This is a genomic window from Streptomyces sp. NPDC038280, from assembly GCF_055600045.1.
The window spans coordinates 108,123-122,717 of record NZ_JBVJYZ010000019.1 but is presented as its reverse complement, the minus strand read 5'-3'; the positions used below and the strand labels follow the sequence as shown (position 1 = coordinate 122,717).

Genomic DNA, 14,595 nt, shown 5'->3' with positions numbered 1-14,595 from the left:
CCGCGTGCGCTGGCGACGGTGGACGTGGTGACGGGTGAGGCGGCGCAGGCGCACCACCAGCGCTCCGACGTGTGCGCGGTGCCGGCGGCGGGGATTGTCGCCGAGGCGATGGTCGCGCTGGTCCTGGCGGACGCGGTGGTGGAGAAGTTCGGTGGTGACTCGGTCCCCGAGACCCGCCGCAACGTCCAGTCCTACCTCGACAACCTGCGCATCCGGTGACCCCCCGTCCTCTGGTCGTCCTGGTCGGGCCCATGGGGTCCGGCAAGTCCACGGTGGGCGCGCTCCTGGCCGAACGGCTCGGCGTGCCCTACCGCGACACGGACGCCGACATCGTCGCCGCCGAGGGCCGCGAGATCTCGGACATCTTCATCGAGGAGGGGGAGGCGCACTTCCGCGAGCTCGAGCGACAGGCGGTGCTCTCCGCCGTGGCCGAGCACGAGGGCGTTCTCTCCCTCGGCGGCGGCGCCGTCCTCGACGACAGCACCCGCGAACTCCTCGTCGGCCTGCCCGTCGCCTATCTGTCGATGGACGTGGAAGAGGCGGTCCGCCGCGTCGGACTCAACACCGCGCGCCCGCTGCTCGCCGTCAACCCGCGCCGTCAGTGGCGCGAGCTGATGGACGCGCGCCGCCCTCTCTACACCGAAGTCGCCCGTGTCGTCGTCGCCACCGACGACCGGACCCCGGAAGAGGTCGCCCAGGCGGTCCTCGACGCACTGGAGCTGAAGGACGTATGACCGACCAGGAAGTAACCCGTATCGAGGTCGGCGGTACGGCGGGCACGGACCCGTACGAGGTGCTGGTTGGCCGGCAGCTCCTCGGTGAGCTGCCCGCCCTCATCGGTCCGCGGGCCAAGCGGGTGGCCCTCATCCACCCGGAGGCGCTCGCCGAGACCGGCGAGGCCCTGCGCCAGGACCTCGCCGACCAGGGCTACGAAGCCGTGGCCATCCAGGTCCCGAACGCGGAGGAGGCCAAGACCGTCGAGGTCGCGGCCTACTGCTGGAAGGCGCTCGGACAGACCGGCTTCACCCGCACCGACGTCATCGTCGGGGTCGGCGGCGGCGCCACCACCGACCTCGCGGGTTTCGTGGCCGCGAGCTGGCTGCGGGGTGTGCGCTGGATCGCCGTACCGACCACCGTCCTCGCCATGGTGGACGCGGCCGTCGGCGGCAAGACCGGCATCAACACCGCCGAGGGCAAGAACCTCGTCGGCGCCTTCCATCCGCCGGCCGGCGTCATCTGCGACCTCGCCGCCCTGGACTCGCTTCCGGTCCACGACTACGTCAGCGGACTGGCCGAGATCATCAAGGCCGGATTCATCGCCGACCCGGTCATCCTCGACCTGGTCGAGGAGGACCCGGCCGCCGCGCGGACCCCGGCCGGCCCGCACACGGCCGAGCTCATCGAGCGTTCGATCCGGGTGAAGGCCGAGGTCGTCTCCAGCGACCTCAAGGAGGCGGGTCTGCGCGAGATCCTCAACTACGGCCACACCCTGGCGCACGCGATCGAGAAGAACGAGCGGTACAAGTGGCGCCACGGCGCCGCCGTCTCCGTCGGCATGGTCTTCGCCGCCGAGCTGGGCCGCCTCGCCGGCCGCCTCGACGACGCCACCGCCGACCGGCACCGCTCGGTCCTGGAGTCCGTCGGTCTGCCGCTGACCTACCGGGGCGACCAGTGGCCCAAGCTTCTGGAGACCATGAAGGTCGACAAGAAGTCCCGCGGTGATCTGCTGCGCTTCATCGTCCTCGACGGACTGGCCAAGCCGACCGTGCTCGAGGGCCCGGACCCGGCCATCCTGTTCGCCGCGTACGGCGAGGTCTCCGCGTGAGCCGCAGGGTGCTCGTCCTCAACGGTCCGAACCTCGGGCGGCTCGGCTCCCGCGAGCCCGACGTCTACGGCGCCACGTCGTACGCCGGCCTGGTGGACACCTGTCAGAAGCTCGGCGCCGAGCTGGGCTTCGACGTCGAGGTCCGCGAGACCAACGACGAGGGCGAGATGATCCGCTGGCTCCACGAGGCCGCGGACGGTTCGATTCCGGTCGTTCTCAACCCGGGCGCCTTCACTCACTACTCGTACGCGGTACGTGACGCGGCGGCCCAGCGGACCGCCCCGCTCATCGAGGTGCACATCTCGAACCCGTACACACGCGAGGAATTCCGGCACACCTCGGTGGTCGCGTCCATCGCCAGCGGCACCGTCGCCGGCTTCGGAATCGGCTCGTACCGGCTTGCTCTGCGGGCTCTCGCCGACGAACTGACGGGCTGACTGGCCGACAGGGCACTCTGGACCTTCCCCGGCCGTTCCCCCTGCGGAGGCCGGGGAAGGTACCTTTCGGTAGCGGGGGCCCAGCCGCCGCGGATCAGCGTCAGTCGTACGAGACGGAGTGGCACCGGATGCAGCACGCAGTGGGGGCTCCGTTGCCGCCCGGACACGGGGGCCAGGGCTGGGCGCAGGGAGGCCGTCCCCCCGTACCTCCCGCACCGCACGGCCACCCGCCCATGCCGCACGGACACCCCGCTCCCTACCCGCAGGCGACCCCCGGGTCCGCCCCGGCTCCGCAGGGCCCGCCCGGCCACCCCGGCGCTCACGGACAGGCCCCCGCGCACCCCGGCGCCCATGGGCAGCCCGGGCAGCCGTCCGGCCCTTCCGGCACACATGGTCAGGCGCCTGCGCCCGGCTGGACCGGGGGAGCGCCCCAGCAGGCCCCGCCCCCGCCCTCCCGCGAGACGACCGGGCACATCCCGCTCCCGCCCGGCGGCCCCGTCGCGATGCCCGCGCCGCCCCCCGCCGACCTCGGCACCGGCACCGCCACCCTCGCCGTCCTGCTCATCGGCCCCGCCGGCGCGGGCAAGACCACCGTGGCCCGGCACTGGGCGCAGCGTCGCCGGGTCCCCACCGCGCACATCAGCCTGGACGACGTCCGCGAATGGGTCTGCTCCGGATTCGCCGACCCGCAGGCGGGGTGGAACGACCACTCCGAGGCGCAGTACCGCCTGGCCCGCCGCACCTGCGGCTTCGCCGCCCGGAACTTCCTGGCCAACGGCATCTCCTGCATCCTCGACGACGCGGTCTTCCCGGACCGTCCGGTCGTGGGCCTCGGGGGCTGGAAGCGCCATGTCGGCCCCGGCCTGCTGCCCGTCGTGCTGCTCCCCGGCCTGGAGATCGTCCTGGAGCGCAACGCCGAGCGCAGCGGCAACCGGCGGCTCTCCGACGAGGAGGTCGCCGGCATCCACGGCCGGATGGCGGGGTGGTACGGCTCGGGGCTGCCGATCATCGACAACTCGAAGTACGACGTGGAGACCACGGCCCGTGTGCTCGACGAGGTGCTGGCCCGCTCCATAGCCAGCCCGCCCAGCTGGTAGCCGAACCGGTCGGCGCCCGTCCACCACCCCCGGTCGGACGCGCTGCCCGCGCCGAGCGCCCGGTCCGCTCGTACGCTCGAAGCATGTCAGAGGTGTATGCGGACCGTCGTGCCCGGCTGCGCGACCGGTGTGCGGCGGCGGGCAACACGGCCGCACTGGTCTCCCGCCCCGCCAACGTCCGCTATCTCGCGGGCGGCTCGCCGCCCGGTGCGGTCCTGCTGCTCGGCGCCGGTGAGGACGTCCTGCTCTGCCCCACCGCCCCGACCGGCGATCCGGCGGAAGGCCGCCCGGACGAGGAGCTGCGCCTGACCGTGCTGCCCAGCAGCAGCGGGGACCCCGCGGTCGCCGCCGTCGACTTCGCCCGCAAGGCCGGCGCGGACGCGCTCGCCGTGGAGGAACACCATCTGACCGTCGCCCGCCACCGGGCGATGGGCTCCATCGCGTCCCGGCTGCGCCTCGCTGACCTGGGCGGGGCCGTCGAGCAGCTGCGCATCGTCAAGGACGAGGACGAGATCGCCTGTCTGCGGATCGCCGCGGAGATCGCCGACCAGGCGCTCGGAGAGCTCCTGGAGTCGATCCTCGTGGGGCGTACGGAACGGCATCTGGCGCTGGAGCTCGAGCGCAGGCTCGTCGACCACGGCGCCGACGGCCCCGCCTTCCCCACGTCCGTGGCGACCGGGCCGCACTCGGGCCTCGGCGCCCACCGGCCCACCGACCGCCGCGTCGAGGAGGGTGATTTCCTCTCCGTCTGCCTCGGCGCCAACTACCGCGGCTACCGCTGCGAGATCGGCCGCACCTTCGTCATCGGGACGACCCCGGCGGACTGGCAGATCGAGCTGTACGAGCTCGTCTTCGCCGCTCAGCGGGCCGGCCGGGAGGCGCTCGCACCGGGCCGCGAGTACCGCGAAGTGGACCGCGCGGCCCGTCAGCTCCTGGACTCCGCGGGCCACGGCGAGAGCCTCCCACCGCTCACCGGCCATGGTGTCGGGCTCGAAATCGACGAGGACCCGCAGCTCGCACCCTCGGCCATGGGTAAACTGGACGCTTGTGTGCCGGTCACCGTCGAACCGGGGGTCCACCTCCCGGGCCGGGGCGGAGTCCGGATCGATGACACGCTCGTCGTGCGCCAGGAGGCGGACGGCGGACCCGAGCTACTCACCATCACGACCAAGGAGCTGCTCGCGCTCTAGCGCGCGCCCGCGAACCCTTCGCATTCCTCGGTCGTCCACCAGCGTCAGTCCAGGAGATTCCGCAACCGTGGCTTCCACGAACGACCTCAAGAACGGCATGGTGCTCAAGCTCGACGGAGGCCAGCTCTGGTCCGTCGTCGAGTTCCAGCACGTCAAGCCCGGCAAGGGCCCCGCCTTCGTGCGCACCAAGCTCAAGAACGTGCTCTCCGGCAAGGTCGTCGACAAGACGTTCAACGCCGGTGTGAAGGTCGAAACGGCCACCATCGACCGCCGCGACATGCAGTTCTCGTACATGGACGGCGAGTACTTCGTCTTCATGGACATGCAGACGTACGACCAGCTGATGGTCGACCGCAAGTCCGTCGGCGACACCGCCAACTTCCTCATCGAGGGCTTCACCGCCTCCGTGGCCCAGCACGAGGGCGAGGTGCTCTACGTCGAGCTCCCGGCCGCCGTCGAGCTGACCGTCCAGGAGACCGAGCCGGGTGTCCAGGGCGACCGCTCCACCGGTGGCACCAAGCCGGCGACGCTGGAGACCGGTCACCAGATCCAGGTCCCGCTCTTCATCACCACCGGTGAGAAGATCAAGGTCGACACCCGCACCAGCGACTACCTCGGCCGGGTGAACAGCTAACCGTGGCTGCCCGGAACAAGGCCCGTAAGCGGGCCTTCCAGATCCTCTTCGAGGCCGATCAGCGCGGCACGTCCGTGCAGCAGGTCCTCGCGGACTGGATTCGGCACGCGCGCTCCGACGACCGGCAGCCGCCGGTCAACGAGTACACGATGCAGCTCGTCGAGGGGTACGCGCAGTACGCGGACCGTATCGACGACCTGATCGCCACCTACGCGGTGGGCTGGTCCCTCGACCGGATGCCGGTCGTGGACCGGAACATCCTGCGGCTCGGCGCGTACGAGCTGCTCTGGGTGGACGAGACGCCCGACGCGGTGGCGATGGACGAGGCGGTGCAGCTCGCCAAGGAGTTCTCCACCGACGAGTCGCCGTCGTTCGTCAACGGCCTGCTGGCCCGCTTCAAGGACCTGAAGCCGAGCCTTCGCCGGGACGCCTAGCCGACCGGCTCTCCCCGGCAGTCGAAGGGGCCCGCAGCACACGGTGCTGCGGGCCCCTTCGCCGTACAGCGCGGAAACGCGTACGGCACGGAACGCCTACGGCCCGCAAACCCGTGCGCCCCGACACCCGTGCGGCCCGAGAGGCATACGGCCCCGCTACCCGGAGCGCAAACGGAAAACCGCCGGGTTGGCGGGAACCCGAAGGCTCCCGCCACCCCGGCGGCAACGTTTCTGCTGAAGCGGCGTAAGCCCTGTCTCACGCCTCTTCGTGGGCGACCGCGCGGCGCGCGTCCGCATCCAGGACGCCCCAGCTGATCAGCTGCTCGGTCAGCACCGAGGGCGACTGGTCGTAGATCACGGCGAGCGTGCGCAGGTCGTCCTGGCGGATCGACAGCACCTTGCCGTTGTAGTCACCGCGCTGGGACTGGATCGTGGCGGCGTAGCGCTGCAGCGGGCCGGCCTTCTCCTGGGGGACGTGGGCAAGGCGCTCGAGGTCGAGGACGAGCTTCGGCGGCGGCTCGGCGGCTCCGCCCGGCGTGGTGCCCGGCAGGAGCTCCTGCACCGGGACCCCGTAGAAGTCCGCCAGCTCGGCGAGGCGCTGTACGGTGACGGCACGGTCACCGCGCTCGTACGACCCGACCACGACGGCCTTCCAGCGGCCCTGGGACTTCTCCTCCACACCATGGAGGGACAGGCCCTGCTGGGTGCGGATGGCACGGAGCTTGGCCCCGAGCTGTTTTGCGTATTCGCTGGACATATAGCTCCCCGGACGCTGTGACAACGTGCGGCTCCGCCGCGCGGCTGGTAACTCACTGTGAGGTTACGCAGCGTTACAAGCTTGCGTCAAGCCGAATGGATCCGCACCCGCTCACCCAAAGGGGTGAGGGCTGGGACCCCTCCGGGCCCTGGTACCGTGGATGGCGCAAATCCGACGTCCTTTAAGGTCCGTCCCGTGAGGCGGAGAAGGAGGTCCGTTTCATATGGACGCCCAGCAGCAGACAGCGCACCATCCCGATGCCGCCCGCCCCGTTCTCGAGGGGCCCGACATCGCGCGGGTACTGACCCGTATCGCCCATGAGATCGTCGAGCGCGCCAAGGGCGCCGACGACGTGGTGCTCCTCGGCATTCCCACGCGCGGCGTGTTCCTCGCCCGCCGGCTGGCCGACAAGCTCGCGGAGATCACCGGACGGAAGATCCCGGTCGGCTCCCTCGACATCACCATGTACCGCGACGACCTGCGGATGCGGCCCGCCCGCGCGCTGGCCCGGACCGAGATCCCCGGCGACGGCATCGACGGCCGCCTGGTCGTCCTGGTCGACGACGTGCTCTTCTCCGGCCGCACCATCCGGGCCGCCCTCGACGCCCTCGGCGACATCGGCCGGCCCCGCGCCGTCCAGCTCGCCGTCCTCGTCGACCGCGGCCACCGCGAACTGCCCATCCGTGCCGACTACGTCGGCAAGAACCTCCCCACCTCGCTGCGGGAGACGGTCAAGGTCCAGCTCGCCGAGGAGGACGGTCGCGACACCGTGCTGCTCGGCACGCAGCCCGCCTCCGCCTAGGACCGGCTTCACCGACGGGCCCGGGGCACACCCCTGCGCGCCCGTACGCCCACGAGTCTTCCGGGGTACCCCCGGGGCCCCGATCTCCCACCACGGAGCACACCCAGATGATGCGCCACCTCATCTCGGCCGCCGACCTCACCCGCGACGAAGCCGTCCTCATCCTCGACACCGCCGAGGAGATGGCCCGGGTCGCCGACCGGCCGATCAAGAAGCTGCCGACGCTGCGCGGCCGCACGATCTGCAACCTCTTCTTCGAGGACTCCACCCGGACCCGCATCTCCTTCGAAGCGGCCGAAAAGCGCCTGTCCGCCGACGTCATCAACTTCGCCGCCAAGGGCTCCAGCGTCTCCAAGGGCGAGTCGCTCAAGGACACCGCCCAGACCCTGGAGGCGATGGGCGTCGACGCCGTCGTCATCCGGCACAGCGCGTCCGGCGCTCCCTACCGGCTCGCCACCTCCGGCTGGATCGACGCGCCCGTCATCAACGCCGGTGACGGCACCCACCAGCACCCCACCCAGGCCCTGCTCGACGCCTTCACCATGCGCCGCCGCCTCATCGGCCGCGACGAGGGCCTCGGCCAGGACCTCGCCGGCAAGCGCATCACCCTCGTCGGCGACGTGCTGCACAGCCGCGTCGCCCGCTCCAACGTCGACCTGCTGCACACCCTCGGGGCCGAAGTCACCCTCGTCGCACCGCCCACCCTGCTGCCGGTCGGCGTAGGGAACTGGCACGCGGAGGTGTCGTACGACCTCGACAGCGTGCTCCCGAAGTCCGACGCGGTGATGATGCTTCGTGTGCAGCGCGAGCGCATGAACGCCGCCTTCTTCCCGACCGAGCGCGAGTACTCGCGGCGGTACGGGCTCGACGGCGAGCGCATGTCCAAGATGCCGGAGCACGCCATCGTCATGCACCCCGGCCCGATGGTCCGCGGCATGGAGATCACCGCCGAGGTCGCCGACTCCGACCGCTGCACGGTCGTCGAGCAGGTCACCAACGGCGTCTCCATCCGCATGGCCGTCCTGTATCTGCTTCTGGGCGGCAACGAGCCCGCCGTCACCCACGCGCGTACCGAGGAGAAGTAAGACATGAGCAAGATCCTGATTCGTGGCGCGAAGGTGCTCGGCGGCGAGGTGCGGGACGTCCTGATCGACGGCGAGACCATCGCCCTGGTCGGCACGGACCTCGACGCGGCCGACGCCCAGGTCGTCGACGCCGGGGGCCAGATCCTCCTCCCCGGCCTCGTCGACCTCCACACCCACCTGCGCGAGCCGGGCCGCGAGGACTCCGAGACCGTCCTGACCGGCACCAAGGCCGCCGCCAAGGGCGGCTACACCGCCGTGCACGCCATGGCCAACACCTTCCCCGTCGCCGACACCGCCGGCGTCGTCGAGCAGGTCTGGCGGCTCGGCCGGCAGTCCGGCTACTGCGATGTGCAGCCCGTCGGGGCCGTCACCGTCGGCCTGGAGGGCAAGCAGCTCGCCGAGCTCGGTGCCATGCACGACTCCGCCGCCGGAGTGAAGGTCTTCTCCGACGACGGCAAGTGCGTCGACGACGCGGTGATCATGCGCCGCGCCCTGGAGTACGTGAAGGCCTTCGACGGCGTCGTCGCCCAGCACGCCCAGGAGCCGCGCCTGACCGAGGGCGCCCAGATGAACGAGGGCGTCGTCTCCGCCGAGCTCGGTCTCGGCGGCTGGCCCGCCGTCGCCGAGGAGTCGATCATCGCCCGCGATGTCCTCCTCGCCGCCCACGTCGGCTCCCGCGTGCACATCTGTCACCTCTCCACCGCCGGATCCGTCGAGATCGTCCGCTGGGCCAAGTCCAAGGGCTGGAACGTCACCGCCGAGGTCACCCCGCACCACCTGCTCCTCACCGACGAGCTGGTCCGGACGTACAACCCCGTCTACAAGGTCAACCCGCCGCTGCGCACCGAGGCCGACGTCATGGCCCTGCGCGAGGCGCTCGCCGACGGCACCATCGACTGCGTCGCCACCGACCACGCCCCGCACCCGCACGAGGACAAGGACTGCGAGTGGGCCGCGGCCGCCATGGGCATGGTCGGCCTGGAGACCGCGCTCTCGGTCGTCCAGCAGACGATGGTCGACACCGGTCTCATCGACTGGGCCGGCGTCGCCGACCGGATGTCCTTCCGCCCGGCGCAGATCGGCCGCCTCGAGGGCCACGGCCGTCCCGTCTCGGCAGGTGAGCCCGCCAACCTGACCCTGGTCGATCCGGCATACCGTGGAGCCGTGGACCCCGCGGGCTTCGCCTCCCGCAGCCGCAACACCCCCTACGAGGGCCGCGAGCTGCCGGGTCGCGTCACCCACACCTTCCTGCGGGGCCGCGCCACGGTCGTCGACGGGAAGCTCGCGTGACATCTCTCCTCATCCTCGCCGCCGAAGAGCGCTCGGCGGAGGTGACCAACTGGGCCGGACGCATCGGCTGGGTGGTCGGCCTCGCGCTCTTCGTCGCTCTCGTCTACTGGCTGATGCGCCAGGGCTGGAAGTGGCGGGAAAGTCTCCAGTCGGGGCTTCCCGAGCTCCCCACCGCGCCCGAGGCGCCCGGCGCGGCGAAACTGAGCATGAGCGGCCGATACCACGGCTCCACGACCGCCGGGCAGTGGCTCGACCGGATCGTCGCCCACGGTCTCGGCAGCCGCAGCCGCGTCGAGCTGACCCTCACGGACGCGGGCGTGGAGGTCGTACGCCCCGGGGCGAGCGATTTCTTCATCCCCGCCGCGGCGCTCCGCGAGGCCCGCCTCGACAAGGGCATCGCGGGCAAGGTCCTCGCCGAGGGCGGCCTGCTGATCGTCACCTGGGCGCACGGCGACCAGCTGCTCGACTCCGGCTTCCGCTCCGACAGCGCGGCCGAGCACGCCGACTGGGTCGAGGCGATCAACTCCATGAACCAAGCAATCACGACGGAAGGCACCGCACGATGACGACCTCCACCCGGGGAGCTGCCGAAGCTCCCGCCGTACTCGTCCTGGAGGACGGCCGCACCTTCCGCGGCCGCGCCTACGGGGCCGTGGGGGAGACCTTCGGCGAGGCCGTGTTCTCCACCGGCATGACCGGCTACCAGGAGACCCTCACCGACCCGTCGTACCACCGCCAGGTGGTCGTCATGACGGCCCCGCACGTCGGCAACACCGGCATCAACGACGAGGACTACGAGTCGCAGCGGATCTGGGTCGCCGGTTACGTCGTGCGCGACCCCGCCCGCGTCCCCTCGAACTGGCGCTCCCGGCGCTCGCTCGACGAGGAGCTCGAGCGCCAGGGCGTCGTCGGCATCAGCGGCATCGACACCCGCGCCCTCACCCGCCATCTGCGGGAGCGCGGCGCGATGCGGGTCGGCATCTTCTCCGGCGCCTCCCTCGCCGACGACGCGGCGCTGCTGGCCCGCGTCAAGGAAGCCCCGCAGATGAAGGGCGCCGACCTCTCCGCTGAGGTCGCCACCAAGGAGACGTACGTCGTCCCCGCCATCGGCACCAAGCGCTTCACCGTCGCCGCCGTCGACCTCGGCATCAAGGGCATGACCCCGCACCGGATGGCCGAGCGCGGCATCGAGGTGCACGTGCTGCCCGCCACCGCCACCGTCGAGGACGTGTACGCGGTGAACCCGGACGGAGTCTTCTTCTCCAACGGCCCCGGCGACCCGGCCACCGCCGACGGCCCCGTCTCCGTCATGCAGGGCGTGCTGGAGCGCAAGACCCCGCTCTTCGGCATCTGCTTCGGCAACCAGATCCTCGGCCGCGCGCTCGGCTTCGGCACCTACAAGCTGAAGTACGGCCACCGCGGCATCAACCAGCCGGTGCAGGACCGTACGACCGGCAAGGTCGAGGTCACCGCGCACAACCACGGCTTCGCCGTCGACGCCCCGCTCGACAAGGTCTCCCAGACCCCCTACGGGCGCGCCGAGGTCTCCCACGTCTGTCTGAACGACCAGGTCGTCGAAGGCCTCCAGCTGCTCGACCAGCCGGCCTTCAGCGTCCAGTACCACCCCGAGGCGGCCGCGGGCCCGCACGACGCCGCGTACCTCTTCGACCGCTTCGTTTCCCTGATGGAGGGCCAGCGTGCCTAAGCGCTCCGATATCCAGTCCGTCCTGGTCATCGGCTCCGGTCCGATCGTCATCGGTCAGGCCGCCGAGTTCGACTACTCCGGCACCCAGGCCTGCCGCGTCCTCAAGTCCGAGGGTCTGCGCGTCATCCTGGTCAACTCCAACCCGGCCACGATCATGACCGACCCGGAGATCGCCGACGCCACGTACGTCGAGCCGATCACCCCCGAGTTCGTCGAGAAGATCATCGCCAAGGAGCGCCCCGACGCGCTGCTGCCCACCCTCGGCGGCCAGACCGCGCTCAACACCGCCATCTCCATGCACGAGCAGGGTGTGCTGGAGAAGTACAACGTCGAGCTGATCGGCGCCAACGTCGAGGCCATCAACAAGGGCGAGGACCGCGACCTCTTCAAGGGTGTCGTCGAGGCCGTCCGCGAGAAGATCGGCCACGGCGAGTCCGCCCGCTCGGTCATCTGCCACTCGATGGACGACGTCCTCAAGGGCGTCGACACCCTCGGCGGCTACCCCGTCGTCGTCCGCCCCTCCTTCACCATGGGCGGCGCCGGCTCCGGCTTCGCCCACAACGAGGACGAGCTCCGCCGCATCGCCGGCCAGGGCCTCACGCTCTCCCCGACCACCGAGGTGCTCCTGGAGGAGTCCATCCTCGGCTGGAAGGAGTACGAGCTGGAGCTGATGCGCGACAAGCACGACAACGTCGTGGTCGTCTGCTCCATCGAGAACTTCGACCCGATGGGCGTGCACACCGGCGACTCGATCACCGTCGCCCCGGCGATGACCCTCACGGACCGCGAGTACCAGCGGCTGCGCGACATCGGCATCGCGATCATCCGCGAGGTCGGCGTCGACACCGGCGGCTGCAACATCCAGTTCGCGGTCAACCCGGACGACGGCCGGATCATCGTCATCGAGATGAACCCGCGTGTCTCGCGCTCCTCGGCGCTCGCCTCCAAGGCCACCGGCTTCCCGATCGCCAAGATCGCGGCCCGTCTCGCCGTCGGCTACACGCTCGACGAGATCCCCAACGACATCACCGAGAAGACCCCGGCCTCCTTCGAGCCGACGCTCGACTACGTCGTGGTCAAGGCCCCGCGCTTCGCCTTCGAGAAGTTCCCCTCCGCCGACTCCACGCTGACCACGACCATGAAGTCGGTCGGCGAGGCCATGGCGATCGGCCGGAACTTCACCGAGGCGCTGCAGAAGGCCCTGCGCTCCCTGGAGAAGAAGGGCTCGCAGTTCACCTTCGTCGGTGAGCCCGGTGACAAGGCCGAGCTGCTGCGCGAGGCGGTCCGCCCGACCGACGGACGCATCAACACCGTCATGCAGGCCATCCGCGCCGGCGCCACCCAGGAAGAGGTCTTCGACGCCACGAAGATCGACCCCTGGTTCGTCGACCAGCTCTTCCTGATCAAGGAGATCGCGGACGAGCTGGGCGCCGCCGAGAAGCTCGAGCCCCAGCTGCTCGCCGAGGCCAAGCGCCATGGATTCTCCGACGCCCAGATCGCCGAGTTGCGCGGACTGCGCGAGGACGTCGTCCGCGAGGTGCGCCACGCGCTCGGCGTCCGCCCGGTCTACAAGACGGTCGACACCTGCGCCGCCGAGTTCGCGGCGAAGACGCCGTACTTCTACTCCTCGTACGACGAGGAGTCGGAGGTCGCCACCCGCGAGAAGCCCGCGGTGATCATCCTGGGCTCCGGCCCGAACCGCATCGGCCAGGGCATCGAGTTCGACTACTCCTGCGTCCACGCCTCCTTCGCGCTCAGCGACGCGGGCTACGAGACCGTGATGGTCAACTGCAACCCGGAGACCGTCTCCACCGACTACGACACCTCCGACCGGCTCTACTTCGAGCCGCTCACCCTGGAGGACGTCCTGGAGATCGTCCACGCCGAGTCGCTGGCCGGCCCGATCGCCGGCGTCGTCGTCCAGCTCGGCGGCCAGACCCCGCTGGGTCTCGCCCAGGCGCTCAAGGACAACGGCGTCCCGGTCGTCGGCACCTCGCCCGAGGCGATCCACGCCGCCGAGGACCGCGGCGCCTTCGGCCAGGTCCTCGCCGAGGCGGGCCTCCCGGCCCCCAAGCACGGCACCGCGACCACCTTCTCCGGCGCCAAGGCCATCGCCGACGAGATCGGCTACCCCGTCCTCGTACGCCCCTCGTACGTGCTCGGCGGCCGCGGCATGGAGATCGTGTACGACGAGGCCCGCCTGGAGTCGTACATCGCCGAGTCCACCGAGATCAGCCCCACCCGGCCGGTCCTGGTCGACCGCTTCCTCGACGACGCCATCGAGATCGACGTCGACGCGCTCTACGACGGCACCGAGCTCTACCTCGGCGGCGTCATGGAGCACATCGAGGAGGCCGGTATCCACTCCGGCGACTCGGCCTGCGCCCTGCCCCCGATCACGCTCGGCGGCTTCGACATCAAGCGCCTGCGCGCCTCCACCGAGGCCATCGCCAAGGGCGTGGGCGTGCGCGGACTGATCAACATCCAGTTCGCGATGGCCGGCGACATCCTCTACGTCCTCGAGGCCAACCCCCGTGCCTCCCGGACCGTCCCCTTCACCTCGAAGGCGACCGCCGTGCCGCTGGCCAAGGCCGCCGCCCGGATCTCGCTGGGCGCCACCATCGCCGAGCTCCGCGCCGAGGGCCTGCTGCCGAAGAACGGCGACGGCGGCACCCTGCCGCTCGACGCGCCGATCTCCGTCAAGGAGGCCGTGATGCCGTGGAGCCGCTTCCGCGACATCCACGGCCGCGGTGTGGACACCGTCCTCGGCCCGGAGATGCGCTCCACCGGTGAGGTCATGGGCATCGACTCGGTCTTCGGCACGGCGTACGCCAAGTCGCAGGCCGGCGCCTACGGCCCGCTGCCCACCAAGGGCCGCGCCTTCATCTCGGTCGCCAACCGCGACAAGCGCTCGATGATCTTCCCGGCGCGCGAGCTGGTCGCGCACGGCTTCGAGCTGCTCGCCACCTCCGGCACGGCCGAGGTCCTCAAGCGCAACGGCATCAACGCCACGGTCGTGCGCAAGCAGTCCGAGGGCGAGGGGCCGAACGGCGAGAAGACCATCGTCGGCCTGATCCACGACGGCGAGGTCGACCTCATCGTCAACACCCCCTACGGCACCGGGGGCCGCCTCGACGGCTATGACATCCGGACCGCCGCGGTCTCGCGCGGCGTCCCGTGCCTGACGACGGTCCAGGCGCTCGCCGCCGCCGTCCAGGGCATCGACGCCCTCAACCACGGGGGCGTGGGAGTGCGCTCGCTCCAGGAACACGCGCAGCATCTGATCGCGGCCCGCGACTAGCAGCCCACGAGGGGGACACCGGAAACGGTGTCCCCCTC

The 14,595-nt window shown here is 70.9% G+C and carries 15 protein-coding genes; 14 read left to right on the top strand and 1 reads right to left on the bottom strand.

Annotation, left to right across the window (positions count from 1 at the left end):
- The 8 genes from ACZ7J0_RS29200 to nusB all read left to right on the top strand — a co-directional run.
- Positions 1-219, top strand: a 219-nt coding sequence (locus ACZ7J0_RS29200) for a chorismate synthase (protein WP_470892302.1), incomplete at its 5' end; no start/stop codon positions are given.
- Positions 216-734: a shikimate kinase gene (locus ACZ7J0_RS29195; protein ID WP_470892300.1), complete on the top strand. Its 519-nt coding sequence runs from the start codon at positions 216-218 to the stop codon at positions 732-734. The genes ACZ7J0_RS29200 and ACZ7J0_RS29195, both read left to right, overlap by 4 nt.
- Positions 731-1,825, top strand: coding sequence for a 3-dehydroquinate synthase (gene aroB / locus ACZ7J0_RS29190; protein WP_470892298.1), 1,095 nt, complete (start codon positions 731-733; stop codon positions 1,823-1,825). Before ACZ7J0_RS29195 ends, aroB begins: the two co-directional genes overlap by 4 nt.
- The gene (gene aroQ, locus ACZ7J0_RS29185; RefSeq protein WP_470892296.1) at positions 1,822-2,262 is read left to right on the top strand and encodes a type II 3-dehydroquinate dehydratase; all 441 of its coding nucleotides are present in this window, start codon (positions 1,822-1,824) and stop codon (positions 2,260-2,262) included. The genes aroB and aroQ overlap by 4 nt, the downstream gene beginning before the upstream one ends.
- Before the next feature lie 128 nt (positions 2,263-2,390).
- Positions 2,391-3,359, top strand: coding sequence for an AAA family ATPase (locus ACZ7J0_RS29180; RefSeq protein WP_470892294.1), 969 nt, complete (start codon positions 2,391-2,393; stop codon positions 3,357-3,359).
- An 83-nt stretch (positions 3,360-3,442) separates the two neighbouring features.
- Positions 3,443-4,549 carry an aminopeptidase P family protein gene (locus ACZ7J0_RS29175; RefSeq protein ID WP_470892292.1) on the top strand — a complete coding sequence of 369 codons (1,107 nt, stop codon included), beginning with the start codon at positions 3,443-3,445 and terminating at the stop codon, positions 4,547-4,549.
- Between the two features lie 67 nt (positions 4,550-4,616).
- The gene (gene efp, locus ACZ7J0_RS29170; protein WP_470892291.1) at positions 4,617-5,183 is read left to right on the top strand and encodes an elongation factor P; all 567 of its coding nucleotides are present in this window, start codon (positions 4,617-4,619) and stop codon (positions 5,181-5,183) included.
- Positions 5,184-5,185: 2 nt separating this feature from the next.
- Positions 5,186-5,617, top strand: coding sequence for a transcription antitermination factor NusB (nusB, locus tag ACZ7J0_RS29165; protein ID WP_470892289.1), 432 nt, complete (start codon positions 5,186-5,188; stop codon positions 5,615-5,617).
- A gap of 256 nt (positions 5,618-5,873) precedes the next feature.
- Here nusB and bldD read toward each other — a convergent pair whose 3' ends face one another.
- A complete protein-coding gene (gene bldD, locus ACZ7J0_RS29160) occupies positions 5,874-6,374 on the bottom strand; it encodes a transcriptional regulator BldD (protein WP_093608484.1) in 501 nt (166 codons plus the stop codon).
- Between the two features lie 223 nt (positions 6,375-6,597).
- Between bldD and pyrR the strand changes: the two genes are divergently transcribed.
- The 6 genes from pyrR (at position 6,598) to carB (ending at position 14,557) form a co-directional block, all read left to right on the top strand.
- Positions 6,598-7,176, top strand: a complete 579-nt coding sequence (gene pyrR / locus ACZ7J0_RS29155) for a bifunctional pyr operon transcriptional regulator/uracil phosphoribosyltransferase PyrR (RefSeq protein ID WP_468713145.1) — start codon at positions 6,598-6,600, stop codon at positions 7,174-7,176.
- 107 nt (positions 7,177-7,283) lie between these two features.
- Positions 7,284-8,261 (top strand): aspartate carbamoyltransferase catalytic subunit, encoded by a 978-nt coding sequence (locus ACZ7J0_RS29150; protein ID WP_468713144.1) that lies wholly within the window; start codon positions 7,284-7,286, stop codon positions 8,259-8,261.
- 3 nt (positions 8,262-8,264) lie between these two features.
- The gene (locus tag ACZ7J0_RS29145; protein ID WP_470892286.1) at positions 8,265-9,551 is read left to right on the top strand and encodes a dihydroorotase; all 1,287 of its coding nucleotides are present in this window, start codon (positions 8,265-8,267) and stop codon (positions 9,549-9,551) included.
- The gene (locus ACZ7J0_RS29140; RefSeq protein ID WP_470892284.1) at positions 9,548-10,117 is read left to right on the top strand and encodes a PH-like domain-containing protein; all 570 of its coding nucleotides are present in this window, start codon (positions 9,548-9,550) and stop codon (positions 10,115-10,117) included. Before ACZ7J0_RS29145 ends, ACZ7J0_RS29140 begins: the two co-directional genes overlap by 4 nt.
- Positions 10,114-11,256: a glutamine-hydrolyzing carbamoyl-phosphate synthase small subunit gene (gene carA, locus ACZ7J0_RS29135; RefSeq protein ID WP_468713139.1), complete on the top strand. Its 1,143-nt coding sequence runs from the start codon at positions 10,114-10,116 to the stop codon at positions 11,254-11,256. The genes ACZ7J0_RS29140 and carA overlap by 4 nt, the downstream gene beginning before the upstream one ends.
- Entirely contained in the window at positions 11,249-14,557 is a 3,309-nt protein-coding gene (gene carB, locus ACZ7J0_RS29130; protein WP_470892282.1) for a carbamoyl-phosphate synthase large subunit, read from the top strand. The genes carA and carB overlap by 8 nt, the downstream gene beginning before the upstream one ends.
- Positions 14,558-14,595 lie beyond the last annotated feature (38 nt).

Excerpts from the sequence above, each read along its gene's own strand:
- aroB (WP_470892298.1), top strand. The coding sequence starts at position 731 with ATGACCGACCAGGAAGTAACCCGTATCGAGGTCGGCGGTACGGCGGGC.
- ACZ7J0_RS29180 (WP_470892294.1), top strand. The coding sequence starts at position 2,391 with ATGCAGCACGCAGTGGGGGCTCCGTTGCCGCCCGGACACGGGGGCCAG.
- ACZ7J0_RS29175 (WP_470892292.1), top strand. The coding sequence starts at position 3,443 with ATGTCAGAGGTGTATGCGGACCGTCGTGCCCGGCTGCGCGACCGGTGT.
- bldD (WP_093608484.1), bottom strand. The coding sequence starts at position 6,374 with ATGTCCAGCGAATACGCAAAACAGCTCGGGGCCAAGCTCCGTGCCATC.
- pyrR (WP_468713145.1), top strand. The coding sequence starts at position 6,598 with ATGGACGCCCAGCAGCAGACAGCGCACCATCCCGATGCCGCCCGCCCC.
- ACZ7J0_RS29150 (WP_468713144.1), top strand. The coding sequence starts at position 7,284 with ATGATGCGCCACCTCATCTCGGCCGCCGACCTCACCCGCGACGAAGCC.
- ACZ7J0_RS29145 (WP_470892286.1), top strand. The coding sequence starts at position 8,265 with ATGAGCAAGATCCTGATTCGTGGCGCGAAGGTGCTCGGCGGCGAGGTG.
- carA (WP_468713139.1), top strand. The coding sequence starts at position 10,114 with ATGACGACCTCCACCCGGGGAGCTGCCGAAGCTCCCGCCGTACTCGTC.